The 23,627-nt window shown below is 62.0% G+C and carries 20 protein-coding genes, 1 tRNA gene and 1 pseudogene; 5 read left to right on the top strand and 17 right to left on the bottom strand.

Annotated features, from left to right (window positions below; translation table 11 throughout):
- The first annotated feature begins 109 nt into the window (after window positions 1-109).
- Window positions 110-794: pseudogene (locus A3OO_RS22435) on the top strand (type 1 glutamine amidotransferase domain-containing protein).
- Window positions 795-850: 56 nt separating this feature from the next.
- Here A3OO_RS22435 and A3OO_RS0120310 read toward each other — a convergent pair.
- The 4 genes from A3OO_RS0120310 to A3OO_RS0120295 all read right to left on the bottom strand — a co-directional run bounded on the left by A3OO_RS0120310 (window position 851) and on the right by A3OO_RS0120295 (window position 6,000).
- On the bottom strand, window positions 851-2,167 hold the full coding sequence (locus A3OO_RS0120310; protein WP_018409681.1) for a bifunctional folylpolyglutamate synthase/dihydrofolate synthase: 1,317 nt from the start codon (window positions 2,165-2,167) through the stop codon (window positions 851-853).
- A 20-nt stretch (window positions 2,168-2,187) separates the two neighbouring features.
- Window positions 2,188-3,054, bottom strand: a complete 867-nt coding sequence (gene accD, locus A3OO_RS0120305; RefSeq protein WP_018409680.1) for an acetyl-CoA carboxylase, carboxyltransferase subunit beta — start codon at window positions 3,052-3,054, stop codon at window positions 2,188-2,190.
- Window positions 3,051-3,917, bottom strand: coding sequence for a tryptophan synthase subunit alpha (gene trpA / locus A3OO_RS22430; protein WP_040574164.1), 867 nt, complete (start codon window positions 3,915-3,917; stop codon window positions 3,051-3,053). Before trpA ends, accD begins: the two co-directional genes overlap by 4 nt.
- A 148-nt stretch (window positions 3,918-4,065) precedes the next feature.
- Entirely contained in the window at window positions 4,066-6,000 is a 1,935-nt protein-coding gene (locus A3OO_RS0120295) for a potassium transporter Kup (protein ID WP_018409678.1), read from the bottom strand.
- Window positions 6,001-6,310: 310 nt separating this feature from the next.
- Here A3OO_RS0120295 and A3OO_RS0120290 point away from each other — a divergent pair, with 310 nt between their 5' ends.
- Window positions 6,311-7,108 (top strand): dienelactone hydrolase family protein, encoded by a 798-nt coding sequence (locus tag A3OO_RS0120290; RefSeq protein WP_018409677.1) that lies wholly within the window; start codon window positions 6,311-6,313, stop codon window positions 7,106-7,108.
- Window positions 7,109-7,114: 6 nt separating this feature from the next.
- On the opposite strand, the gene A3OO_RS0120285 is transcribed toward A3OO_RS0120290, so the two are convergent.
- Entirely contained in the window at window positions 7,115-7,924 is an 810-nt protein-coding gene (locus tag A3OO_RS0120285) for a cyclase family protein (RefSeq protein ID WP_018409676.1), read from the bottom strand.
- 39 nt (window positions 7,925-7,963) lie between these two features.
- A complete protein-coding gene (locus tag A3OO_RS0120280; RefSeq protein WP_018409675.1) occupies window positions 7,964-8,170 on the bottom strand; it encodes a DUF1674 domain-containing protein in 207 nt (68 codons plus the stop codon).
- A 152-nt stretch (window positions 8,171-8,322) separates the two neighbouring features.
- On the opposite strand from A3OO_RS0120280, the gene A3OO_RS0120275 reads away from it, so the two are divergent.
- On the top strand, window positions 8,323-9,669 hold the full coding sequence (locus A3OO_RS0120275) for an RsmB/NOP family class I SAM-dependent RNA methyltransferase (RefSeq protein WP_018409674.1): 1,347 nt from the start codon (window positions 8,323-8,325) through the stop codon (window positions 9,667-9,669).
- A 2-nt stretch (window positions 9,670-9,671) separates the two neighbouring features.
- Here A3OO_RS0120275 and A3OO_RS0120270 read toward each other — a convergent pair whose 3' ends face one another.
- Both A3OO_RS0120270 and A3OO_RS0120265 read right to left on the bottom strand, forming a co-directional pair.
- The gene (locus tag A3OO_RS0120270; RefSeq protein ID WP_026223195.1) at window positions 9,672-10,181 is read right to left on the bottom strand and encodes an RNA pyrophosphohydrolase; all 510 of its coding nucleotides are present in this window, start codon (window positions 10,179-10,181) and stop codon (window positions 9,672-9,674) included.
- A 194-nt stretch (window positions 10,182-10,375) separates the two neighbouring features.
- Window positions 10,376-11,470: a Ppx/GppA phosphatase family protein gene (locus A3OO_RS0120265; RefSeq protein ID WP_018409672.1), complete on the bottom strand. Its 1,095-nt coding sequence runs from the start codon at window positions 11,468-11,470 to the stop codon at window positions 10,376-10,378.
- A 244-nt stretch (window positions 11,471-11,714) separates the two neighbouring features.
- On the opposite strand from A3OO_RS0120265, the gene A3OO_RS0120260 reads away from it, so the two are divergent.
- Window positions 11,715-11,788, top strand: a tRNA-Gln gene (locus A3OO_RS0120260).
- A 312-nt stretch (window positions 11,789-12,100) separates the two neighbouring features.
- Here the strand turns inward: A3OO_RS0120260 and A3OO_RS0120255 are convergent.
- The 9 genes from A3OO_RS0120255 to A3OO_RS0120205 all read right to left on the bottom strand — a co-directional run bounded on the left by A3OO_RS0120255 (window position 12,101) and on the right by A3OO_RS0120205 (window position 21,493).
- Entirely contained in the window at window positions 12,101-13,690 is a 1,590-nt protein-coding gene (locus tag A3OO_RS0120255; RefSeq protein WP_018409671.1) for a recombinase family protein, read from the bottom strand.
- Complete coding sequence (locus tag A3OO_RS22425) at window positions 13,687-14,268, bottom strand: DUF2924 domain-containing protein (protein WP_018409670.1); 582 nt, start codon at window positions 14,266-14,268, stop codon at window positions 13,687-13,689. The genes A3OO_RS0120255 and A3OO_RS22425 overlap by 4 nt, the downstream gene beginning before the upstream one ends.
- A 3-nt stretch (window positions 14,269-14,271) precedes the next feature.
- Window positions 14,272-14,865, bottom strand: coding sequence for a DUF3489 domain-containing protein (locus A3OO_RS0120245; RefSeq protein WP_018409669.1), 594 nt, complete (start codon window positions 14,863-14,865; stop codon window positions 14,272-14,274).
- A 316-nt stretch (window positions 14,866-15,181) separates the two neighbouring features.
- Window positions 15,182-16,273: an IS5/IS1182 family transposase gene (locus A3OO_RS0120240; protein WP_018407228.1), complete on the bottom strand. Its 1,092-nt coding sequence runs from the start codon at window positions 16,271-16,273 to the stop codon at window positions 15,182-15,184.
- A gap of 383 nt (window positions 16,274-16,656) precedes the next feature.
- Entirely contained in the window at window positions 16,657-17,925 is a 1,269-nt protein-coding gene (locus A3OO_RS0120230; RefSeq protein WP_018409668.1) for an NAD(P)/FAD-dependent oxidoreductase, read from the bottom strand.
- Between the two features lie 115 nt (window positions 17,926-18,040).
- On the bottom strand, window positions 18,041-18,346 hold the full coding sequence (locus A3OO_RS22420; protein WP_018409667.1) for an SRPBCC family protein: 306 nt from the start codon (window positions 18,344-18,346) through the stop codon (window positions 18,041-18,043).
- A 68-nt stretch (window positions 18,347-18,414) separates the two neighbouring features.
- Window positions 18,415-18,906 carry an SRPBCC family protein gene (locus A3OO_RS22415; RefSeq protein ID WP_040574102.1) on the bottom strand — a complete coding sequence of 164 codons (492 nt, stop codon included), beginning with the start codon at window positions 18,904-18,906 and terminating at the stop codon, window positions 18,415-18,417.
- A 117-nt stretch (window positions 18,907-19,023) separates the two neighbouring features.
- Window positions 19,024-20,178: an NAD(P)/FAD-dependent oxidoreductase gene (locus tag A3OO_RS0120215; RefSeq protein WP_018409665.1), complete on the bottom strand. Its 1,155-nt coding sequence runs from the start codon at window positions 20,176-20,178 to the stop codon at window positions 19,024-19,026.
- Window positions 20,179-20,767: 589 nt separating this feature from the next.
- A complete protein-coding gene (locus A3OO_RS0120205) occupies window positions 20,768-21,493 on the bottom strand; it encodes an SDR family NAD(P)-dependent oxidoreductase (protein ID WP_018409663.1) in 726 nt (241 codons plus the stop codon).
- A gap of 257 nt (window positions 21,494-21,750) precedes the next feature.
- Between A3OO_RS0120205 and A3OO_RS0120200 the strand changes: the two genes are divergently transcribed.
- On the top strand, window positions 21,751-23,310 hold the full coding sequence (locus A3OO_RS0120200; RefSeq protein WP_018409662.1) for a patatin-like phospholipase family protein: 1,560 nt from the start codon (window positions 21,751-21,753) through the stop codon (window positions 23,308-23,310).
- The last annotated feature ends 317 nt before the right edge of the window (window positions 23,311-23,627 follow it).

Raw genomic sequence — 23,627 nt, 5'->3', positions numbered from 1 at the left:
AAGTGGCCTCGGCGCCTACCGTCCTGCTCGCGCTGCGCGCCGCCGGACCATTGCGTCATTTTTTCGCAAGCCCAAGCATGCGAACATACTCCCGAAACAGGAGAAATCCGTGAAAATTCTCATCGTCCTCACCTCGCATGACAGGCTCGGCGACACAGGCCGAATGACAGGCTTCTGGCTGGAAGAGCTCGCAGCGCCCTATTACGTCTTTCTCGACGCCGGAGCCGAGATCACGCTTGCCTCGCCCCAAGGGCGGTCAGCCGCCGTTGGACCCAAAGAGCAATGAACCTGAATTTCAGACCGATCTCACCCGCCGGTTCCAAGCGGATGAGGCCGCCAAGGCGCGCCTCGCCGACACGGCGCGGCTCGATAGCGTCCGTCAGGACGATTTCGACTCGGTCTTCTATCCCGGCGGCCATGGGCCGATGTGGGACCTCGCCGAGGACCCGAATTCGATCAGGCTGATCGAATCCTTCGTCCGCGCCGACAAACCCATCGCGCTCGTCTGCCACGCGCCGGGCGTGCTGCGCCATGTCAAAGGTCCGGATGACCGGCCGCTGGTCGCGGGCAAGACGGTGACAGGGTTCACCAATGGCGAGGAGGAGGCGGTTGGCCTCACCCACGTCGTTCCGTTCCTTGTCGAGGACGAGCTTCAGGTGAAGGGCGCGCGCTTCTCGAAGGCGGCGGACTGGGCCCCACATGTCGTCCGGGACGGCCAGTTGATCACAGGCCAGAACCCGGCTTCCTCCGGTCCGGCGGCCCGCAAGCTTGTGGAGAAGCTTACAAAAGCGTGAGACCCGGCTGTCTCGGCGATGTCGCGGCGCGGGCGAAACGGGCGGCGAGCACGGTTCTATTCCACCAGCGAGCCATTGGCCGCCAGCACCGAGGCGGCAAGATAGAGCGAACCGGCGATCAGCACGCGCGGCGGCGCGTCGAAGCTGCGCGTCGAAAGGAGCGCGAGCGCTTCCTCGACGCCGGACGCTGCGGCGCCGGGCATTCCCTCAGCCCTGGCGAGGTTCGCGACATCCTCGGGCGGCCAGCTCTTATGCTCGCCCTCGACCGGCACCGCGACAACCTCGCGCGCCAGTCCGACGAAATGCTTGAGCAGCGCGCGAATGTCCTTGGTCGTCTGCGCGCCGCAGATCAGGGCCAGCGGCCGCGGCGCCTTGTCGTGGAACTCGGCCATCGCCTCGGCCAGAACGCGGCCGCCATCCTCATTATGGCCGCCGTCGAGCCACACCTCGGCGCCGGGCGGCGCGAGATCGACGATCTTTCCGCGCGTGAGCCGCTGCAGCCGCGCCGGCCATTCGGCGCGCGTCAGCCCCGCCTCGATCGCCGCGGGCGGAATCTCCGGGGCGACGGCGCGCAGGGCGGCGATCGCGCCGGCGGCGTTTTCATGCTGGTGGCGTCCGGCGAGCCGCGGCAGCGGCAGATCGAGCAAGCCGCGCTCGTCCTCATAAACGAGGCGCCCGTTCTCGTTGGAGATGTGGAAGTCCCTGCCGGCGACGATCAGCGGCGCGCCGACGCGTCGCGCTTCTCGCTCCAGCGCCCTTTCCACGGCCTCCGACTGGAAGCCGATCACGGCCGGCGCGCCCTTCTTCAATATTCCGGCCTTCTCATAGGCGATTTTTTCGACCGTATCGCCAAGGAACTCGAGATGGTCGAGGGAGATCGAGGTGATGACGGCGCATTTGGGCTGCGAGATGACATTGGTCGCGTCATAGCGCCCGCCGAGGCCCGTCTCGAGCAGCAGCCAGTCGGCCGGCGCTTCGGCGAAGAGCAAAAAGGCCGCCGCCGTCGTGATCTCGAAGAAGGTGATCGGCTGCCCCGCGTTCGCCTGTTCGCAGCGTTCGAGCGCCGCCTTCAGACGCTCGTCGTCGACAAGCGTTCCGCCGCCGTCGGCGCCAAGACGAATCCGCTCATTGAAGCGCAGCAGGTGAGGGGACGTGTAGACATGCACGCGCTTGCCGGCGGCTTCGAGCATCGCGCGCAGAAAGGCGATCGTCGAGCCTTTGCCGTTGGTGCCGGCGACGTGAATGACGGGCGGCAGTCTGAGCTCCGGTCGGCCGAGCGCGGCGAGCAGCCGCTCCGTGCGGCCGAGCGACAGGTCAATCCTCTTGGGATGGAGCGTGAGGAGTCGCGACAGGATCGCGTCGTGCTGATCCATTGCGGCTGCGCCTCGCGATGTCAGGCGGCGGCGCGTCGCGGCGGCGACTTGGTCAGGAGACCGCACAGGCGCGCCAGCGTCTCGCGCAGCTCCTGACGTGGCACCACCATATCGACCATGCCGTGATCGCGCAGATATTCGGCGCGCTGGAAGCCTTCGGGAAGCTTCTCGCGGATCGTCTGCTCGATGACGCGGGCGCCGGCGAAGCCGATGATCGCGCCGGGCTCGGCGATCTGTACGTCGCCGAGCATGGCGTAGGACGCCGTGACGCCGCCGGTCGTCGGATTGGTGAGCACGACGATATAAGGCAGGCGCGCCTCGCGCAGGCGCTGCACGGCGATGGTCGTGCGCGGCATCTGCATGAGCGAGAACATGCCCTCCTGCATGCGCGCGCCGCCGGACGCCGTGAAGATCACGAAAGGCGTACGTTTGGCGAGGGCGTATTCGCAGCCGGCGATGATCGCCTCGCCAGCGGCCATGCCGAGCGAGCCGCCCAGGAATTCGAAATCCTGAACGGCGACGGTGACCGGCGAGCCTTCGAGATTGCCGAAGGCGACCGTCACGGCGTCCGCCATGCCGGTTTTGACCCGATATTCTTTCAGCTTGTCGACGTAACGCTTGATGTCTCGAAACTTGAGGGGATCCAAAGGCGCTTCTGGCGTCGGAATCAGCTCGCATTCGGCGTCGTCGAAAAGGCTTGCGAGCCGCGTCTCGACGGGACAGCGCATGTGGTAGCCCGAGCCGGGCACGACATAGAGATTGGCCTCGATGTCCTTGTGGAAGACGAGCTGGCCGCTCTCGGGACATTTCACCCAGAGATTTTCCGGCGCTTCGCGCTTGATCAGCGCCTTGATCTTCGGCGGGACGACGTTCGAATACCAATTCATGACACGAGCCTCGTCAGCCAACTCATCACGCCGCCTTTAGGGCGGGCGTCGCGCACGCCTTCGGCGATGGACGCGACGAGCGCCGTCACAGCGTCAACGCTCGAAGGTCCGGCGCGGCCCTCCGCGTCGAGCGAAGCCTTGAGCGCTTGGACCAGCGCCGTGCCGACAACGACGCCATCGGCGTTACGGGCGAGCTCGGCGGCGTTCTCCGCATTTTTGACGCCAAAGCCGACGGCGATCGGCAGCGCCGTGTGCCGCTTGATGCGCGCAACAGCCTGACTGACGCCAGCGTAGTCGGCAAGCGCCGCGCCGGTGATGCCGGTAAGCGACACATAATAGACGAAGCCGCTTGTATTTTCGAGCACCTTGGGAAGCCGCTTGTCGTCGGTTGTCGGCGTTGCGAGGCGGATGAAGTTCAGCCCGGCCTCGCGCGCGGGGGTGCAGAGTTCCGAGTCTTCCTCCGGCGGCAGGTCCACGACGATCAGGCCATCGACGCCGGCGTTCCGGGCGTCGCGCAGGAAGGCGTCGACGCCGTAAACATAAATTGGATTGTAGTAGCCCATCAGCACGATGGGGGTGGCGTCGTCTCCGGCGCGAAAGTCGGCGACGAGCTTTAAGGTCTTCTTGAGCGTGGTCCCCGCCTTGAGCGCGCGCAGGCCCGCCGCCTGGATCGCCGGTCCATCCGCCATCGGATCGGTGAAAGGCATGCCGACCTCGATGACGTCCGCCCCGGCGCCGGGCAGGCCGCGCAATATGTCGAGCGACGTCGCGAGATCCGGGTCGCCCGCCATCACAAAGGTCACGAGGGCGGCGCGCCCTTCCTTCTTGAGGGCGGCGAAGCGATCATCGATGCGGGTGGGCATAAGCGACAGACGTCCTTCGTAAGCCGGCGAATTCTTCAAAAGGCCCTCTCGACCGGGCGCCGCCGGACCTTTTCGGCTCTCAGGCGAGCCACGCGGGCCGCCGTTGCTTAGTGCCTGGGTCCCGTCCCGTCCACTGTTTTCGCGCGCGCTAAATCGTCACTTGCGCGCCCAATTCGACGACGCGGTCGGACGGGATTGAGAAGAAGTCCGTCGCATTGGCGGCTTGGCGGGTGAGCGCGACATAGAGCTTGTCCTGCCAGACGGGCATTTCGGAGGAGGGGCTTTCCTTGATCGAACGCCGCCCCAGGAAGAAGCTCGTGGTCATGATGTCGTATTTGAACCCGGCCTTGCGCATGGCGGCGAGCGCGGCCGGAACGCGAGGACTCTCCATAAAGCCGTAGTGGAGCGTGGCGCGGTAGAAATCGTCGCTGAGCTTATCAATTTCAAAGCGCTTGCCCGGCGCAACACGGGGCCGGTCCTCCGTTTTCACGCAGATCACCAGCACGCGCTCGTGCAGAACCTTGTTGTGCTTGAGATTGTGCATCAGCGCGGTCGGCGCGACAGCCGGATCGCTCGTCAGAAAGACCGCCGTGCCGGGCACGCGCGTCGGCTTCGACTTCTGCAGCATCGCGATGAGCTCCATCATTGGAATGGAGTCGCGATGGGTTTTCTCGGCGAGAAGACGCGTGCCGCGCGTCCAGGTCCACATGATGATCATGACGCAGCCGCCGAGCGCGAGCGGCACCCAGCCGCCATCTTTGACCTTCATCAGATTGGCGGTGAGAAAAGCGAATTCGACGACCAGGAAAGAAGCGGCGAAGAGGATCGCCGCGAACAGCGGCCAGCCCCATTTGCGCCAGGCGACGATGAACAGCAGCGACGTCGAAAGCACCATGGTGCCGGTGACTGCGATGCCATAGGCGGAGGCAAGCGCCGACGAGCTCTTGAAAGCGATGACGAGCAGCAGCACGCCGATGAGCAGCAGCCGGTTGATGCGGCCGATATAGATCTGGCCCTCCTGCGACGCCGAGGTATGCGTCACCTCCAACCGGGGAATGAGGCCAAGCTGAATCGCTTGCCGCGCCAGCGAGAACGCGCCGGTGATCACCGCTTGCGCGGCGATTGTCGTGGCCAACGTCGAAAGGACGACAAGCGGCAAAAGCCCCCAGTCCGGCGCGAGCAGGAAGAATGGGTTGCCGACGGCTTCGGGGCGCGACAACACGAGCGCGCCCTGACCAAGATAGTTGAGCAGCAGCGCCGGCAACACGAATCCGAGCCAGGCTATACGGATCGGCCCGCGACCGAAATGCCCCATGTCGGCGTAAAGCGCCTCGACGCCGGTGACCGCGAGGAAAACCGAGCCGAGGACGGCGAAGCCGAGCCAGCCGTGGGTCACGAGAAAGGCGATGCCTTGCCGCGGATCGAAACTGCGCAGCACCTGCGGCGCTTCGGGAACATGCATCGCGCCCAACACGCCAATGGTCAGGAAAAAGACGATCATGATCGGCCCGAAAAAAGCCGCCACACGCGCCGTTCCGTGACTTTGCACCCAGAATAGCGTGACGAGAATGAAGATGGTGATCGGGAGAACGAATTCGCTGAAGCGGTGAGTGACAAGCTCCAGGCCTTCGATCGCCGACATCACCGAGATCGCCGGCGTGATAATCGCCTCGCCGGCGAAGAGCGCCGCGCCGCCGACGCCGAGCATGAAAGCGACTTTCGTGCGACGTCCCATGGCGGTCTGGGCCAAGGCCATCAGCGAAAGGATGCCGCCTTCGCCGCGGTTGTCGGCGCGCATGACGAAGATGACGTATTTGATCGTCACCGTGAAAATCAGCGCAAAAATAAGCAGCGAGATGGCGCCGATGACGGATTCCTCCGTCAGCGCGTCATGCTCCACCTGATGGGCGAGCGACTCGCGCAGGGCGTATAACGGGCTGGTGCCGATGTCGCCATAGACGACGCCGATCGATCCGATGATGAGGCCGGCGAGCCCGCCCTTGGCGCGCTCGTCTCCGAGTAGCGCATGAGCTTGCGTCCCATCGCCGCCGGAGGCGGGACCGGCGTCGGATCGCTGCATCATGGGAGGTTTCCTTTGATAGGAGCCGCCGCGCCTTTTATCGACAGTCTCGGAAGAGGGCGCACGCCCGGGGCGAGAACGAGGGCGACCAAGGCTTCCTCTCTCCTTCGGCGTGGGTCCGCCGATGACGGTGCGGCGATATACGAGGTTTTGCGCGCAAAGAGAAGTCGAGGTTGCGGCGCAATATTGGCGCGCCAGACTTTACGCGCCCTAAAGGGGTTCGCGGCGATCGGAACTTCGTCATGGTCGGCCGGCTGGACACGGCCCGTCCGTTTCATAGCTAATCCTCGACGTCAGCTTTGTAGGAGGCCTCGTGACCTTCCCTTCGAACAACCAAGCCCGGTTCGCCCAAGCGGCGGGCGCGCCCGCGCCAAGCGCCATCGCCACGGACGTCGAAGGTCTCGAGGCCGGCATGACGAAGCTGCCGGGCGGCGCGCCGGCCTACTTCGCTCGGCCACTGGCGGGAGCCAATTTCCCGATCATTCTCGTGGCGCAGGAAATCTTTGGCCTGCACGAACATATCCGCGACGTCGTAAGGCGTTTCGCGAAGCTTGGCTTTGTCGCCATCGCGCCCGACTTCCTCATTCGCTACGGGGATCCGCAAGAAGCGCCAGACATAGAGGCCATTCGCGCCATCGTCGCCAAGGTTCCCGACGCCGAGACGATGGCGATATTCGATCAGGCGCTCGCTTGCGCCGCGACGAGAGGCGGAGACGCCAAACGCGCGGCGATCACCGGATTTTGCTGGGGTGGGCGCATCGCCTGGCTCTATGCCGCGCACAATCCGCAACTCCTCGCCTGCATTCCCTGGTACGGGCGGCTTGATGGGCCGCGTACGCCGGCGCAGCCGCGCTGGCCAATCGACATCGCGGGGGAGCTGAAAACGCCGACGATGGGGTTGTACGGCGGCGCTGACCCGAGCATTCCCGCCGAACTCATCGAGACCATGCGCGCGCGTCTGAAGACGGCGCAGGCGCCTGCCGAGATCATCGTCTATGCCGATGCGCCGCATGCGTTCTTCGCCGATTATCGTGACAGCTATCGGCCGGACGCCGCCAGCGACGCCTGGGAAAGGGCGCTGGCCTTCCTGCGCGCCAAGGGCGTCGGGTAACCGCGTTTACCGCGGGACGAGCGCGATGATGCGGGCGGGGCCGCCTGAGCCTTTTTCGATCTTCATCGGCAGGGCGATGACGACCGCGCCGGTCGGCGGCAGCTGATCAAGGCTGGTGAGGTTCTCGAGCCCGCCGATATTGGCGGCGCCAATGATCCGGTGCACCAAAAAATCCTGTGATGGTCCGTTGTCGACGCTCGCCGTGTCGACGCCGATGAGGTTGGGGCGGCGCTCTTTCGCGAGCCAGGCCGCCGCCTCCGGGCCAAAAGACGGAAAATGGAGGTGGGTTGCGCCGCCCGGCGTGTCGTCGCCGAGATAGGCCTTCTTGTCAGGCCAGCGTGCGCTCCATCCGGTGCGCAGCAGCACGATCGCTTTGTCGGGAATGCGGCCATGCGCCGCCTCCCAGGCGGCGATGTCTTCGATCGTCAGCAGATAGTCCGGGTTCGCCGCGGCCTTGGTGGCGACGTCGATGACGATCGCCGGACCGACGAAGCGCTCGACCGGGATCTCGGAGTTCGTCCAGTGGCCCTCGGCGAAATGCATCGGCGCGTCGAGATGCGTGCCGCCGTGCTCGGGCGAACAAAATTCGTTGGCGAAATAGAAGAACCCGGCCTTGGTCGGCCCCTTGTGCAGCACTTTAAGCTCGAAACCCGACGGCGACGTCGGCCAGTAGACGGTTTCGGCGTTGAAGGCGTGGCTGAGGTCGACGACCTTGCTCGACGCGAGATCGAGGCTCTGCGCTTGCGCCGGCTCCAGTCGGGCGGCGGAGAACGTCAGACACAGCAACAGACCGCCTAACGCTGTTCGTTTTTTCATATCGGGACGCTCTCCAGAAACGCGCTCGCGCGCATCGGATCAAAAATCGCTAGCAATTCCTTTGACTTCCCAATCGCCGTAGCGCGACGGGTCGGGTCCGTCGCGGCCGCCAAGTTCTTGCGGCGGGGCGGGAGCTTGCTCGGCCTCACGGCGACGCGCCTGCGCTTCGGCCAATGCGCGCTGCGCGGCGGGCGGCGGCTGCGCGCGCCGCTCTGTCGAATTCGCTGTGTCTTCTGCCTTGGACACGGTCCGATCCTGTGTGCATTCATCGCCCGCCGCCGCGCTATTGTGCTATGATTCGGTTCGGTCGCGGAGGGAGAAGCCGTTTGGCGAACAGCGACAGTAGATCAATTTCCGCCCGGACCAAATCGGCGCGTCAAGGGACCCGGCAAGGTTTCGTGCCCGCCGAAGCGGTGCGGGAGGCCGAAGCCGCGAAGATTCCCGGGTTGCCGGCGCGCCTCGCCGCCGCCAACATCATCGGCGACATCGTGCAGGGCGGCCATCGTCTCGATGAGTGTTTCGCCCCGAACGCCGTTCCTTCGCGCCTATCCGGGCTCGACGCCCGCGACGTGTCGCTCACGCGCTCGATCGTCACGGTCGCGGTGCGCCGGCTTGGCCTCATCCGCTACGTGCTTGCCGAACTCCTGGAAAAAGGGCTGCCGCGTCAGGCCGCGCGGCTTGAGTTCTCGCTGATCGCCGCGGCCGCGCAAATCCTGTTTCTCGACGCGGCCGATCACGCCGCCGTCGATCTCGCGGTGCGCGCGGCGCGCCTTGAACCGAAAACCGCCGGCTTTAGCGGGCTGGTCAACGGCGTGCTGCGCAATCTCGCGCGACGTCGCGAGGAATTCCTGGAGATCGCCGCGAGCGGCGAGCATGATGCGCCGCCGTGGCTGGCGCAGCGCTGGCGCAAGCATTATGGCGAAGACACGGGGCGCGCCATCGCGGCCATGCACATGCTCGAGCCGCCCCTCGACGTGTCAGTCAAAGACGATCCCGAAGGCTGGGCCGAGCGGCTCGACGGCGTCGTGCTGCCGACGGGCTCGGTGCGGCTGCGCAGCCACGCGCCGATCAGCGAACTTCCGGGCTATGAGGACGGCGAATGGTGGGTGCAGGACGCCGCCGCCGCTCTGCCGGCGCGCCTGCTGGCGCCGCGGCCGGATGAGCGCGTGCTCGACATGTGCGCCGCGCCTGGCGGCAAGACGGCGCAGATGGCGCTTGCCCGCGCGCAGGTGGTCGCTCTGGACCGTTCGGCGGAGCGCCTGAAGCTGCTCGCCGCCAATCTCGCGCGGCTACAATTGCACGCGGAGGTTGCGGTCGGCGACGCCGCCGCCTATCAGGCGCAGCCTTTCGACGCGATTTTGATCGATGCGCCCTGTTCGGCGACGGGAACGATCCGGCGTCATCCCGACGTGTCCTGGACCAAGAAGCCGGGCGACATCGAAACGCTCGCGAGCTTGCAGACTAAGCTGCTCAATCGTGCGGCGCTCCTGACGCGGGCGGGCGGGCGCATCGTCTATTGTTCCTGCTCGCTGGAGCCTGAGGAAGGCGAACAGCAGATCGCCGCGTTTTTGCGCCGCAATCCCGATTTTCGTCGAATGCCGATTGATCCTGGCGAGGGCGTCCCGCAGGAGTTTATCAACCGAGACGGCGATCTGCGCACCTTGCCGCATTATTGGCCGAACGAAGATGCGCGCCTTGCCGGCATCGACGGATTCTTCGCCGCCCGGCTGCTGCGGTCGGCCTAGCTTTAGGCCCGCGCCGCGACGAGGGGCGCGAATTCCTTCACCACCTGCTCATAGACGATCCGCTTGAACGGCACGATCAGCTCTGGCAGCGCCGAAAGCGTCTCCCAGCGCCAGGCGTCAAATTCAGGTTTGTGCGCGCCGTGGCCCGGTGCATGAATATCGATCTCGCTTTCGTCGCCGGTGAAGCGCAGGGCGAACCAGCGCTGGATTTGGCCGACATATTTGCCGCTCCAGCGGTTGTTGGAGTTTCTAGGGAGATCGTAGCAAAGCCAGTCAGGAGCCTCGCCGAGAAGGGCGACGCTCGACACATTGGTCTCTTCGTGAAGCTCGCGTAGCGCCGCCTCATAGGGCGTCTCGCCCTCGTCGATGCCCCCTTGCGGCATCTGCCAGAGATAGGGCGGGCGGGTCTGGTCGTGGGCGCCTTTGGCGCGCCGCCGCCCGATAAAGGCGAGACCTTGCGCATTGAGCAACAAGACGCCGACGCAGGGCCGATACAATCCGCGTCCGCTCATCGCCGCGCCTCGCGGCAAGGCCAATGTTGGCGCGCTCCATCGACTGCGTCTGTCATCCGCTCCCCAAGCGTTCGAATTTTGTCCGGGGACATTTCTGACGCCTCGCGCGCCCGCCGTCGAGCCGCCAGAGAAAGAATCTGCTCAGACATTTTGTTCCCTGTCGAGCACATGATTCGATGCCAAGGGGCAGCGCTCTAGACGCGCCGCGTCAGCGCGCCATCTGCCTCCATCAGCTCCAGCAGCATGCCTTCCCGCAACCCGCGGTCGGCTATGCGCGTCCGCTGCGCCGGAAAAAGCGCGCGAATCGCCTCGAAAATCGCGCAGCCGGCAAGGACGAGATCGGCGCGTTGCGGTCCGATGCAGCCGTTGGCGACGCGCTCATCGAAATCCATGTCCCGCAGCCGCAGGATCGCCCGGGTTGCGTCATCGTCGCTCATCCACAGGCCGTCGACGCGCCAGCGGTCGTAACGCTCGAGCCCAAGATGAACGCCGGCCAGGGTGGTGACCGTTCCCGACGTGCCCAGAAGATGGAAGCGCGGACAGCGGCGCTCCGAGGCCATGCGCCGCGCGAAGGGGGTAAGAGTTTCGCGCACCTGTTGAGCCATGGCCGCGAAGGTCTCGGCCGAGACGCAGCGGCCGCCGAAATGCTCCGCGAGCGTCACGACGCCGAGTTCGAGCGACGTCCAGGCGCGAAAGGCGTAAGCGCCATTTTCGCTGCGCCGTTCGCGCGTCAGCCATACGAGCTCGGTGGATCCGCCGCCGATGTCGAAAAGCAGCACGCTCTCGGCGGCGGGATCAGCGAGCGATCCGCAGCCGCGGGCGGCGAAGCGCGCCTCGGTTTCGCGGTCAATGATCTCGAGCTGCAGTCCGGTGCGTTCGCGAACGCGCTCGACAAATTCATCGCCGTTCGCGGCGCTGCGGCACGCCTGGGTCGCGACAAGCCGGGCGCGGGTGACGCCGCGCGCATCCATTTTTTCGCGGCAGATTTCGAGCGCTGCGATGGTGCGCTCGATCGCTTCCTCGCTGATCCGGCCAGCCTTGCCGAGGCCTTCCCCCAGCCGCACGATGCGCGAGAAGGCGTCGATAATGCGCAAAAAATCATTGTTGCGCCGGCGCGGCCTGTGCTCGGGCCGGGCGATCAGCAGCCGACAGTTGTTGGTGCCGAGGTCGAGCGCAGCATAGGTGTGGCGCGCGTCGAGCGCGCCAGAAGCGACGCCGGAGTTGATGTGAAGCTCGGGCGCGGCCTGCGCCGACGCCGACGCCGTAGACGGTAGACCGGTTTCCCTCACTCGATCCCTTCCGCGAAGCGCTCCATCCCGCCTTGCGCCGCATCGACGGGAGCGGAGCGGCGATCATCGTAACGCCAGAAGGCTGGCGTAAATTTCTTTCATGCAGGATCGGCGCGCCGCCCGCAAGGGCGTTTCCTGAGGGCATTTAGAGCGCCAGCGGCGGGCGTTGGCGGCCGGAAGGTTGACACTGTCGGCGGCGCTCTCTAAGTCACCAGCCGTTCGCGCGCGCTCTGCGCGGCGCCGTTGGGGGATAGTTCAACGGTAGAACAGCGGACTCTGACTCCGTTAATCTTGGTTCGAATCCAGGTCCCCCAGCCAATTACTTCCCAAATATAGAGACTTCTCCGACATACCCACAATGGCCCGCATTCCGTGGGGGTTTGCGCGGGCGAAAATTGGAGACCGGCGAGGCGGGGCGGTTCCGCCCCTTTTTCGGCCCGTGGTCTCCAACCCGGATTTTTGAATTTTCGAATTTCCGTCTCGACCGACGCGGAGACGAGGTTCGCTCATGGCTGAGACCGGTTCGACGCGGCGAGGCTCAAGGGGGTGGGGACGAACGTCGGCGCGCAGCTGAAGATTGCGCGACGCTGACGTCCTGCGCCGGGCGGCCCTTATCGATTCTGGGTAAGGTCAGGCTGAGAGGAAGAGCCGCTCCTGTTCCGCCCAGCTGAGCGGAAGATCGGAAAGAAGCCTGGTCGCGGTGAGATTTGTGGGCGCGCGGCTATCGGCGATCGCGTCGACGATCTTCGGCGAAAGATAGGCGAAAGACGCCAGCCGCCGAACATATCTGGCTCCCAGTCCTTCGCGCGTGGCGATCGTTGAAAAGTCGAGTGTCGGATCTTTTGCCATCGCGTCGATCCAGCCGCGCGCTCTGGCGACGGCGCGGAGCAGGGCGGTCCGTGAGACCTCATCCATGCCAGGGGCGGAGCCTGGGATATGAATCGCGCCTTTTCGGACGGCGCCGCCGGGCGTGAAGGGGATCACGATGGCGGATGCCGCAGGCGGTTCGCCAGCGCCAGCTGAGTCATTGCCGGCGCTTGCAATGGGAGAGAACGCGATCTTGATTTCCCCTCGGCCGATGATGGCGCGCGCAAGGCTATGTTCCAAAAGTTCGCGGTCTGAGCATTGGATGGATTGATTGTCCGAATGGTTCTCGCGCAGGGCATTCACGACAAGTCGCTCGACATCGGGCGCCGAGACGCGCGGCGCGGCGCCCGCTTCCTGCTTGCGCCCCTGCAGCAATGCCTGGGAGACATAATAACGGTAGCGCACACCCTTCTTGTTGGCATGCATCGGCGTCATCGGGTTGCCGCGATCGTCGAAGATTTTGCCACAGAGGAGCGAGGGCGACGACCGCCGCGAATTGGAGCGCGCGGCGGCTTGTTCTTGTAGTCGTTGTTGAACAGCCTCGAAGATCTCCCGGTCCAGAATCCCTTCGTGTTCGCCTCGATAGGCTTCGCCGCGATAAACGATGTCTCCGACATAGATCCTGTTCTTCAACAGATAGAACAGCGCGCCGACGCCGAAGCGGGGGACGGGCGCGTCCGGGGGCGCGGCCCGCTTCGCCTTGGGCCGAACGCCCTCCCTCTGCAGGAGAGCGGCCAGTTCCACGATCGAGCCGACGCGCAGATAGGCGGTGAAAATCCTTCTCACGACGGCTGCATCTTCGGGAACGATCTCCAGCTTCTTGTCGACGCTGCGATAGCCAAGCGGCACGGGGCCACCGACCCAGATGCCCTTTCGCTTGGACGCAGCGATCTTGTCCCTCACCCGCTCGCCGATCACCTCCCGCTCGAACTGGGCGAAGGACAACAGGACGTTTAGGGTCAATCGACCCATGCTCGACGTGGTGTTGAAGGACTGGGTGACCGAGACGAAGGAGACGCTACATTCGTCGAAGAGTTCGACGAGCTTGGCGAAGTCGGCGAGAGACCGGGTGAGGCGATCAACCTTGTAGACGACGACGACGTCGATCTGCCGCGCCCGCACGAGATCCATCAAGCTCTGGAGGGCAGGGCGGTCGAGGGAGGCTCCGGACAATCCGCCATCGTCGAAACGGTCGCGAAGCAGCGTCCAGCCCTCATGGGCCTGGCTTTTGACATAGGCCTCGCAGGCCTCCCTCTGGGCGTCGAGGGAGTTGAAGGCGAGATCGAGATTATGCTCGGTCGATTTTCTTGTGTAGATGCCGCAGCGCTGACCCTTGGGAGCCGTATGCTTCACGGCGCGCCTCCCGTCCGGACGCTGGAGCGGCGGCCCGATCGGGAGGAAGGCGTCGCCGGGCGGGCGCGCGCATCGCCTTTTTCCTCGCCGGCTTTTTCTGGCGTCGATGCAGCGTCCCCGGTTCCGGCTTTCGTCCGCAAGCCGAAAAAGCGGGGTCCGCTCCAGCTGACCCCGGTGATCTTCTTCGCGATCGTGGACAGGCTGTCATAGGTTTCGCCTCGCCAGCAAAAGCCGCCGGGGACGACCATCACCTCGTGCAGCACGCCCTTGTGTTCTCGAACAATGACGGAGCCGACCTTCACCTGTCGGGGCGGCTCCGCGCCGGGCGAGGCCGCCGTGGACCGCAACAGGCGGGACGTCTGCCGCGCAAGCCCGCCATAAGCCCGTTCCTGGATGTGATAGGCGATGGCACGAGCGAGCAAGTCCTTTGAGAAGGTGGGAGACGGATCGCAGCCGAAGACTTCCCGCCAGCGCATTCGCAGCTCAGTGACGTTCATCGCGCCGACCCGCGCGATCTCCGCCTCGATATCGTCAGCTGGCGCGATCGCCGGCTGTGCGTTCTTCGCAGACCGGGCCATGGATCACGCCGCCGCCGAGGCTGACGCCTTCCCGACGATCCGATAGACGGCCACTTCGCCGTCGCGCGTGCGTTCGATCGTGTATCCCCGCTTGCGCAGCCCCGTGAGCGCCGCCCGCGTCGTATGGGGCAACCATCCCGTCGCTTCGATCAGCGCATCGAGCGTCGCGCCGGTCTTCACACCCATCATCTCGATCAGCAGCGCCTGCTTCGATCCGGCGCGGGGAGCTTGCATATCCGCGCTGGCTGTCGACGCATGGTCTTTGCTGCGCGCTTTTGACCGACCCCTCGATTGAGATGATTCAGACGCATTACTGACCTTCAGCGGCCTGGCCGGCGCCTGCTCTTCTTCATCGGCGCCGATGGCTTTCCGTCCGGCTACTGTGATGACGAGGCTGATCGGTCGATCGCCCTCCATCCGCCAAACCGGCATGCCCGGCTTGGCCTTCATCTCACGCATGAGCTTGCGCGCCACGAGGCTCGCGCGGACTTTCGCCGCGGCCGCTTTGTTCATCTTTGCCGGCGCGATCGCCAACCCATCATCCCGCGCTGCGGCGGCCGACAAAACAATCAACTGGGAGTCGGTAAGCTTCGACATGATCTTCTCCTCACGTGGAAGACAGCATGCGCTGTCACCAGCGCGACCCCGCAGTGGCCTCATGGGCCAGCAGGGTGAGGAGAAGGTCGGCGCAATCGCCGCCGTCGGTCGTCAGGAACGCTCCGTTCCGCAGGGAAGTCCAGTGATTTCTGGCGAGTGGGGGCTAACCTGGAGCGGATAGAGCAGCTGGACGCCTCCAATAACCCTGTTTTCTTGGGTCGATAGCGCGGCATGACGCGGATCGACGTCTTCGCGCAGGGTGACATTTGGCCTTGCTGCGTCCCGTGCGTCGTTGAGCGGCGGCCATTCCCGTCGCTCATATTCCTGACGCGGGCGCCCCTCGCTCGTGCAGCCATACGAAGCGGCGCATGTTGTAGGCGAGATTGGCGAGCCCGATCTTGAGCCGCGCCCGCGCCAGGCCGATGGTTCGAACGAACAGGCCCATCAGCCCCTTCTGATGCGCGAACACATGCTCGACGGCGCTACGCACTTTCGACTTCTGCGCATTGGCGAAGCGCGTGCGCTCCGGCATCGCCTTGCCCTTGGGCTTCTTGCGATGAATGCGCGAGACGAAGCCGCGCCGCAACAGCATCGCTTCATTCTTCGCCGAGCGATACGCCGTATCTGCATAGACCTCGCTCGCTGTGTTGGCGCGGTCGAGAACATCCTCGAGCCTTGCGCCGTCATGCGCGGCGGCGTGTGTCGCCGTCCATTTGCGGATCAGCCCATGCGCCCGGTCGATCGACACATGGTTCTTGTATCCGAAGGCGGGGATGGCGAGATCGACCGGCGGAACCGAGCCGTCCTCCCGCACTTTGGCTTTCGTGTATTTGACCGTCCAGCGCGCATCGCGATCTTTCTGCGCGAGCTTCGCCGGCTTGTCCTTCCAGCCCTCTGGAATGCGGCCGTCCTTGATCGCCTGCTTCTCGCCGTTCGTATTGCGCTGCTTGGGCGCGGCGACAATCGTGGCGTCGACGATCTGGCCCGACATCGCGAGAAAGCCGGCCTCGCGCAGCGCTGCGTCAAACTGCTCGAACAAGACGTCGGCCGCATTCGCCTTCTTCAGCGCCTCGCGGAATGTCCAGATCGTATTGGCGTCGGGAACGGCGTCGGCTAAACCCAATCCGAGAAAGCGCATGAACGACAGACGGTCCTTGATCAGATATTCGCAGCGCTCGTCCGACAACGAATGCATGGCTTGCAGGATCAGCACCTTGAACATGAACACATGATCGAACGGCGGACGCCCACCCTTGGAGCGATCGGCGCGCGGCACTGCCGCCTCCAGCGCCGCCCGGAACATCTCAAAATCGACCAGCGCCTTCACGCGCTCAAGATCGTCGCCTTTGGCCGACAGCTCCGCCAGCCGTTCGTCGACGTCGAAAAATCCGGGCGTTCCCTTCGCCATGGCCGCGATCCCCTTGCGACATGACCAAGTGAATCAACTCAACGCCGATTTGGCCAGAGGTTTTTGGAGGCGTCCAGCTGACTCTTAATCAGCGGGTCCAAGGTTCGAGCCCTTGTGCGCCCACCAATAAAATCAAATAGTTAGCGATTTCGCTCGTCTGGAAGATAAGGATTGGTGACCAAATGGTGACCAATAATCCTACTCTTTTGGCTCACGCTTAGCCCTGTCGCCTCCAAACAGCTGCCCCCAGCAAGATCGACATAGCTGAATAGCGAACCTGTTCGCTTGTCCCCGCCTCGCATGATCCATCCCCGCTGCCGCAAGCAGAGTGAATCACAGCGAGTTTCGAGTTTCCAAGCGCCAGCGACTTTTTCAACAACCTGCTAGAGGCGTTTTTCATTCTGGCGCGGGCTTCCGCCGCGCCAGAATTCGCGCAGTGGTTTATTTGCAAAACGGGCGACCGAAAATTCACCGAGGTCTACATCTCGGGTGCGGCCTTCCGAAACCAACTCCGCAATGAGCTCCCCAAAGATTGGCGCGTATTTAAGCGCTTGGCCCGCCCCCAGACAATGGAACAGATTCGAAATTTGGTCGTCCGGGCCGAGAATGAATTTTAAGTCGGGGGTAATATCGAAGTAGGAGACATATCCACCGCCGTAAATTGGCGTGCCCATGCCGGGGAACCGATCCCGCACCTTCTCGCTATATCGTGCTAACTGTTGCTGCGTCACGGCATAGTTGCCAGCGTCGTAGATGATGTCGGCGCCGGCTGGGTTCATCAGGCTACGACCAAAACTAGCCGCGATTTTATGCGATCCTCTTTCACGCGGCTGATGCATGTGCAGGATAGAACCTCGCCAGCGCCGGAAATAAGCGAGATTGACGTAATCGGCGATGATAGGGAGGCTTTCGGGTAGGTCTGAGGAACTGATTAGCCAATTCGCCGCGTAAACGGGTTCGAGCGCCACGGGAATGTGCAGCCCTAGTGGGGCGAACAAATCGGCGCTCCAACCTCCAGCCGCATTCACGACAAAATCACAGCGAACCTCGCCATGATTGGTCCGGACGCCGCATAGCGCGCCGCAACCGTCCAAGATGAAATCTTCAACGCGTGTGTGCTCATACAACGTCACTTCATTTACCGCGACTGCCGCTTGCATGGTGCGCAGAACGTCGGATGCTTCTAATTGCAGAACCTCAGGCTCGAAGAAATAAAGCTCCTCAGGATCGAGCCGCAGCTTGCCGCTGGTCAGTCGATTCGCTTCCGCTTGATCGATCGCATCGAAGTCGATCCCGGCTCCTTGCATCGAGCTCTCGAGATCCCGCCAAGGATTGACCCCGCCGGTTGAAGAAGCGCCCGAGCCGATCCAGATCGCGCCGACTTGATCCCACGCTACCGACACTCCCCAGACCTGTGAGAGATCCTTCCACATATTGGTCGATCTCGCAGCAAGGCGCGCGGCAGCCACGGAGGAATTCGCCGACCGAACGATGGCGCTATGGCGTGAGCTTAGGCCAGCGCCAAGAACGGCTTTTTCGACTAGGCAGACTTTGCCCCTTCCAGCGGCACCCTGTCTGCGAGCGAGGGAGACGGCCGTGGCCACGCCAAGGCAGCCGCCTCCGATCACGATCGTGTGAAAATCTTTTTGCATCGTGCAGCACTGCTTCCGAGGGGTTTATCGCCTGAGAGATTAGTCTGTCGACTGAGCAAAAGGGCTGATTCCTTTTCTTGTGGGCTGCAACAGGCGGCCGATCGAAATGAGAGCGCTATCGCTGCCCGTAGACATCTTCAGCGCGTTTCGCGAAAGCATCAGCGTATTTTTGGAAGGCCGCGTCGAACATCGCTCCCATTACGAGACCAAGAGCCACGCTCTTTAATTCATAGCTGATCGGGAACTCCACGATGGAGCGTGCCGGGCCCCCGTTGTCAGAAGGCTCGTCGAGAAACGACCAGCGGCTCTCCATTTTCTTGAAAGGGCCATTGACATATTCGACCAAAATTTCGTTTTTTTCTGAATTGCAAGTCACGCGACTGGTAAAGCGCTCGCAAATCGCTTTGAAGCCTACTTCCATTTCAGCGACGATAACCTCAACGCCTTTTGCGGGAAGGTGGTGCTCGATCCAAAAACGATTGCCATCGACTACCCGTTTTCGATCAACCGTTTGATATTTCTGACCGTCGACTCCGCGCCTTCCTCGATGGCGACCCGAATCAATTTTTCGAAGGGACGCATGAACAATTCAAGTTCAGGAATTTCGAAAGTGAAGACGACGCGCGTGCACGGAGTGGATAACCGAGCGTCGCTTACATCATACGTGCACTTGAAAGCGCCGGAGCCTGATGCGTCTCCAGCACGGCCGACGCCAGCAAAAATGGCGCGCCGATTGCACTGAAACTCAAGTACTTTGAAGTCGGACTCGGAACGTCGACCGCAGTCAACTCTGACCTGCCTTCCCATGGTCCCGACCCCAACCGGACCATCCGATAATCGCTTAAGCTCTCTCACCTCCGGCGACCACCTCGGGTAATTGTTAAAGAAATCTTCCCCAATAAAGCGAAATACTTCGTCAACAGGTTTACGTATAATCCCACTTGCCTTCCCAACCACCGGTTTGCTCGGACCAAGAAACACTGTTCGCTCCCAAAATCGTTCGGATTGCGCTCGTATGCGTCCGACCCGTTTTCCCTTCACGCGCCTTCATTGCTCCGGTGGAGCACAACCAAGTCCCGGCCAATTGCAAGACGCTTACTAAAGGACGTAGGTATCTATGCCCGCTAACAAGAGATCGTATTGCGCTTCAATCACCTCTTTCGCGAGGCCGGCCGGTAGCCCCGCAACGACATTGCTTTCGAAGCCCAGCCATCCGATGGCGTCTGAAGGCCCCATGCTAATGACATAGCCGAGTTCCCGATGAAGATAGGGCTCCATTATCTTCAGAGGACCGGCCGCTCTCAGAATATTTCTAGCAACAAGCCTGCCTTTGCGCACAGCGCTTTGAGCGGACATAGCGTTTGAGCCGACCCCTCGGTAACGAGAACAATCGCCGGCGGTGAATACGCGGTCGAGCGTCTCGCCATGGGTCACGATTTGACCAAACCAGTTGGTCTCAAACCGCAAGACAGGGTCTTTGCCAATGAAGAGAAGTGACAAGTCCGAGGGCAACTCCATCACTTCGTCTGTTTCTCGATCTTCGACGACAAGGAGACCGGGTTCCTGAGCGAGAAAACGACAATTCGGTCGATATTCGATGCTCAAATCGTCCAGCCGCGATTTGACGTAACGTCCCATTTTCGAATGGAACTGCTCAAGCGGCTCGGCTCCTCCATCGACCAGCCGAAGCGTGCATGAAATTTTCCGAGCTCGCAGATGATGAGCAATCTCGAAAAGGAACTGCACGCCAGTCGCTCCGCAGCCAACGACAGTCAGCCAAGGTTCGTTTGAACCAGCGTTGGCTATATGCTTTTCTAAGAGCTCTGGGCCTCCTGACGCAATAAAATCGCTGAGGTCTAGAATTTGTGGTCCTTTTTCGACAAGCTTCGATTGAGCGCCGGTAGCCATTAGAAGGAAATCGAAGGCGACCGTTTGATTGCCTACGTCCAATCTGCGATCCCGATTCCATTGCCTGACCGTGCTCTCGTCGAATTCTAACGCTTCCTGAATGTGGCGCATATTGAAACGCTTCTCCAAAGCCTGGAACGATACTTGAAAATCGGTCAGCGGTCGTCGAAAGGTCTCATGGAGATGCGATATCTTAAGATGGTGCGAGCGCGGGTCGATCAACGCAATCTCTGCGTCGGGCCGATGCTCGCATAGGGCTTCGAGCGCGGCCAACCCCGCATACCCTCCGCCGACAATTGCGATCCGCAATCTATCGTGGCCGGCTACATAAAATGGCACGAGCATGTTTTCGCTCCGGTGTCTTTGATCTGAGTAAATGCGCTATAATATTTATTTTGCAGCCATCAACGAGAAGGATTTCTCGGGAGCGCTCTCTTCGGCGCGGCAAAAGACTTTCTTGAAATGGTCAGATGAGACGGGACCTAATCGACGATTCTTTCGGATCAGCGAAATCCTGAATGTTCTTTAAAGAAGCCACATGAAGCTCGGTGCTCGCAGGAAAATCGGGCGACGCAATTGCCGGCAGATTTCTCACCTAATTACGAGCTTCCTAAAACAGAGATTTGAACTTAGAACCGATGATGCCCCTCTGTCATTCCGACGGCCCTCGCGAAGTCCAGGATCCACCTCTTAGTCGCCAGGTGTCTAATCCATCGCTGATTGTGACTAAGGGTGTGAGGACAAGCCCCATTAAGATCGCCCCCGCCATAGCGGCAAGCGTAGCTGCGTCCCAGATCAATTTCATTGGTCCTGACTCCGACCACTGGGCGCTTAATTAGGCCTCCATCTTTGGCGCGCAGCGTCGCCATTCCGCCAATGATCTTGTAAATCCCGCCATTGTCGCCGCGGCCTTGGCGCTCCGTTTGACAATTACTCACCCCCTCGTGCGTAGCGTCGACCGGCCCCCATCGACCCCCATAATCTGACCGGTGATCCAAGAGGCCTCATCAGAAAGGAGAAACGCTCCGAGCGCCGCAACATCATCGGGTTCGCCGAGACGCTGCAGCGCATGCATTTGCGCGATCGCCCCTGCCATCTGATCAGACGCCAACAAAGCCTTCGCAAGCGGCGTTCGGATCAGCGATGGAGCAATGCAGTTGACCCGCACTTTCGGAGCAAGTTCAGCAGCAAGCGATAGCGTCAGTCCCTCAACCGCGCCTTTAGCCATTGCGATTGACGCATGGCCTGTGAAGCCTTGCGTGACGGCGATCGTCGAGAATAGGAGGACGGAAGCCGGCGCAACCTCACGAGCCTTTAATGCCGGCAAGGCATTCTTTAGAGAAAGCGCCGCTCCGAGAGCATTTACCCTGAAATCGGCGATGAAATCCGCCTCGGTGAGCTTGGCCAGCGGCTTCAGGTTGATGGAGCCGACACAATAGGCGAGGCCCGAGAGCTCGGGACCGGCGGCCTCGGTCGCTTCCGCCAATCCCGCTGCATTGGTCACATCGGCAATGGAAAAACTTGCGTCAATTTCGGTGGCGAGTGCGGCGAGTTTGGCTTCGCTTCGGCCCACGAGATGGACAGAATGGCCCCTGTGGCGAAGGCGGCGCGCGAGCGCCGATCCAATAGCGCCTGATCCACCGTAGATGAGATAGGTCATTACCTGGACTCGATGATGGCGACCGCCGATGGCCGCGAAGCCAGGCTGCTGCGCTGTTCAAACAAGGTCGCGCTGGCCATTTGCGGCAATCATATATCATCCGCCATAGGCGGTCTAATGTGCAGGAGCAGTGCGTCGCTCTCCTGAGCCTGCAGGCGGGGCTTTATCAGCAGCTGTGACCGGCGGGCGACTGCCTGAAAAGAATGCGTAGAGAAGCCATTTTTGAGCTTCGAGGGGCAGACTGAGGACAAGAAGGGATGGAAAAGACTCAATCACGCCGCCCACGCGGAATTTGGCTGGCCATGTCCGGCGGGGGGCTCCGGGCGGCGCTCTTCCATTACGGCGCGCTCAAGCGTCTCTATGAACTTAATCTCCTCGAAGATGTGACCGTCATCTCGGCGACGTCTGGCGGGGCGTTGATTGCGGCCTTGATTGGGTTGCAAGGGCCGCTGACCAACGGCGACGCGGAGAAATGGGAGAATTTCGAAAACACGTTTCTGAGCGCCGTGACGCGCGGGCTACTTGGCCCAACGATGTGGTCATTGGCGGCCTGGGCTTTCCTGCTCCTTTCTGCGACAGTGGGCCTTGCCAATCTCGCGCTGTCTCTGTGGATCGGCAGCAGTCCGGCCCTTACGGTCCTCTTCTGGATTTGCTATGCGGCTTGTGCGGGTTCGATTTTGGTCACAGCCGCTTGGATGCATTGGGGAACCAAAACGCCAAATAGACCAGCGCATCTTTCCGAGACGCGCCGCTTCGCTCCCGACTTTCAAACGATCAAAGGAATTTATGGCGCCGTCGAGGATCGTATCCACCACTGGCTCAATGCCGTCCTGCTTCAACTCGATCCCAGTTACGTCAGGTGGCATTTTCTGAATCGACTCTTATTTTTCGATGCTGTTCTCGCCGACCTAAAGCTCGGCATGAAGATATTTATCTGTGCGGCTGATCTCAACTCGGGCCGAGAGCTTGTCTTCACGGAAAAGTTGCTGGGCGAACTCAGCGCTTCGGGTAGTCCTCGCCTCTGGCGGCAATACAAGGGCGAAGTCGTGATGGGGAATAGCGCCTTCACGACCATCATTGGCGAGGATATTCCCGTCGCGACTGCTGTCGCCGCAAGTTCGGCGCTTCCGCCATTTTTCACTGCGGTGCCGGTGTTCGTCGCGGGAAGATTGGCGGCAAACTGCGTCGATGGCGGCGTTATCGACAATCATGCTCTCATTATCGCGCGACAAATGGCGAAATACGCCGACGAACAACATGCAGACGCTCAGGGCAAGGCCTTCGCCAATTCGGTCGGACACGTGCTGGCGCTCGACGCCTCTTCGCCTATGGAGTCGTATGAACGTTTTTTTTGGCTTCGTACCTCGACTTTGCTCCGTCTTGGTGACGTCTTGCACAATCGCCAGATACAGGGCGTTCTCGAAGACCTTGACGACATCCAGCGCTTATTCGACGTGTCAGCGCACGCTGTCGCGCTTCGGGTTACCCCCGATGAGTCATGCGCGCTCAAGAATTCTGAAGTCATTTTTCGAGCAGCGCGGATTCGGACCCACTTTGACCGCTTCAGTTCCATAGAATGCGCGGTGCTTGCTTACCTTGGCTACTATTGGGCAAATCGGTGGGCTGTAAAGGAGTACCCTGACCGAAAGGAGCGCCATGCCACTGTCCCTCTGCGCGGGATCGAAAACATCTTGCCAGAGCGATTTGCCCCTTCGCCGGACGCGCTCACCGAGAGCATAATCCTGGCGCACCTGCGTTACTCGCATCTGCGCGTAGGCGTCTGGCGTCGCATTCGTCGTCTTTTTGCGGCGGCTTAGATGAAGAAAAACCTTTAGAGACCGGAACCGCTGTGGCACAAAGCGTCCCTTCCCCTCGCCATGCCACGCAGATCTTGCGCGAGTTTTACAATGACGGGCAGCAACCAATAACACTAAACAAAAAATCGCCAGGTCAGATAGCCTGGCGATCCTTCACCACGTGGGGCACTCCCATAAAATGAGCTTCCCTCCCCTATACTACCATCCTCTGCAAACCGTCGGTTTACGAGCCGCAATGAGGGCGACTCCGACGATCAGAACGGCCAGGCCATCCCAAAGTAGGATATCGATCACGGTTACCTCCATTCGAACGAAGC

This window comes from Methylocystis rosea SV97, assembly GCF_000372845.1.
Lineage (GTDB): Bacteria > Pseudomonadota > Alphaproteobacteria > Rhizobiales > Beijerinckiaceae > Methylocystis > Methylocystis rosea.
This window is presented reverse-complemented; position numbering and strand designations above follow the sequence as displayed.

Excerpts from the sequence above, each read along its gene's own strand:
- A3OO_RS0120285 (WP_018409676.1), bottom strand. The coding sequence starts at position 7,924 with ATGAAAAAACGAACAGCGTTAGGCGGTCTGTTGCTGTGTCTGACGTTC.
- A3OO_RS0120245 (WP_018409669.1), bottom strand. The coding sequence starts at position 14,865 with ATGTCGAAGCTTACCGACTCCCAGTTGATTGTTTTGTCGGCCGCCGCA.
- A3OO_RS0120270 (WP_026223195.1), bottom strand. The coding sequence starts at position 10,181 with ATGAGCGGACGCGGATTGTATCGGCCCTGCGTCGGCGTCTTGTTGCTC.
- accD (WP_018409680.1), bottom strand. The coding sequence starts at position 3,054 with ATGAATTGGTATTCGAACGTCGTCCCGCCGAAGATCAAGGCGCTGATC.
- A3OO_RS0120205 (WP_018409663.1), bottom strand. The coding sequence starts at position 21,493 with ATGACCTATCTCATCTACGGTGGATCAGGCGCTATTGGATCGGCGCTC.
- A3OO_RS0120310 (WP_018409681.1), bottom strand. The coding sequence starts at position 2,167 with ATGGATCAGCACGACGCGATCCTGTCGCGACTCCTCACGCTCCATCCC.
- A3OO_RS22425 (WP_018409670.1), bottom strand. The coding sequence starts at position 14,268 with ATGGCCCGGTCTGCGAAGAACGCACAGCCGGCGATCGCGCCAGCTGAC.
- A3OO_RS0120215 (WP_018409665.1), bottom strand. The coding sequence starts at position 20,178 with ATGCTCGTGCCATTTTATGTAGCCGGCCACGATAGATTGCGGATCGCA.
- A3OO_RS0120240 (WP_018407228.1), bottom strand. The coding sequence starts at position 16,273 with ATGGCGAAGGGAACGCCCGGATTTTTCGACGTCGACGAACGGCTGGCG.
- A3OO_RS22420 (WP_018409667.1), bottom strand. The coding sequence starts at position 18,346 with ATGGAAGTAGGCTTCAAAGCGATTTGCGAGCGCTTTACCAGTCGCGTG.
- trpA (WP_040574164.1), bottom strand. The coding sequence starts at position 3,917 with ATGCCCACCCGCATCGATGATCGCTTCGCCGCCCTCAAGAAGGAAGGG.
- A3OO_RS0120200 (WP_018409662.1), top strand. The coding sequence starts at position 21,751 with ATGGAAAAGACTCAATCACGCCGCCCACGCGGAATTTGGCTGGCCATG.
- A3OO_RS0120230 (WP_018409668.1), bottom strand. The coding sequence starts at position 17,925 with ATGCAAAAAGATTTTCACACGATCGTGATCGGAGGCGGCTGCCTTGGC.
- A3OO_RS0120295 (WP_018409678.1), bottom strand. The coding sequence starts at position 6,000 with ATGATGCAGCGATCCGACGCCGGTCCCGCCTCCGGCGGCGATGGGACG.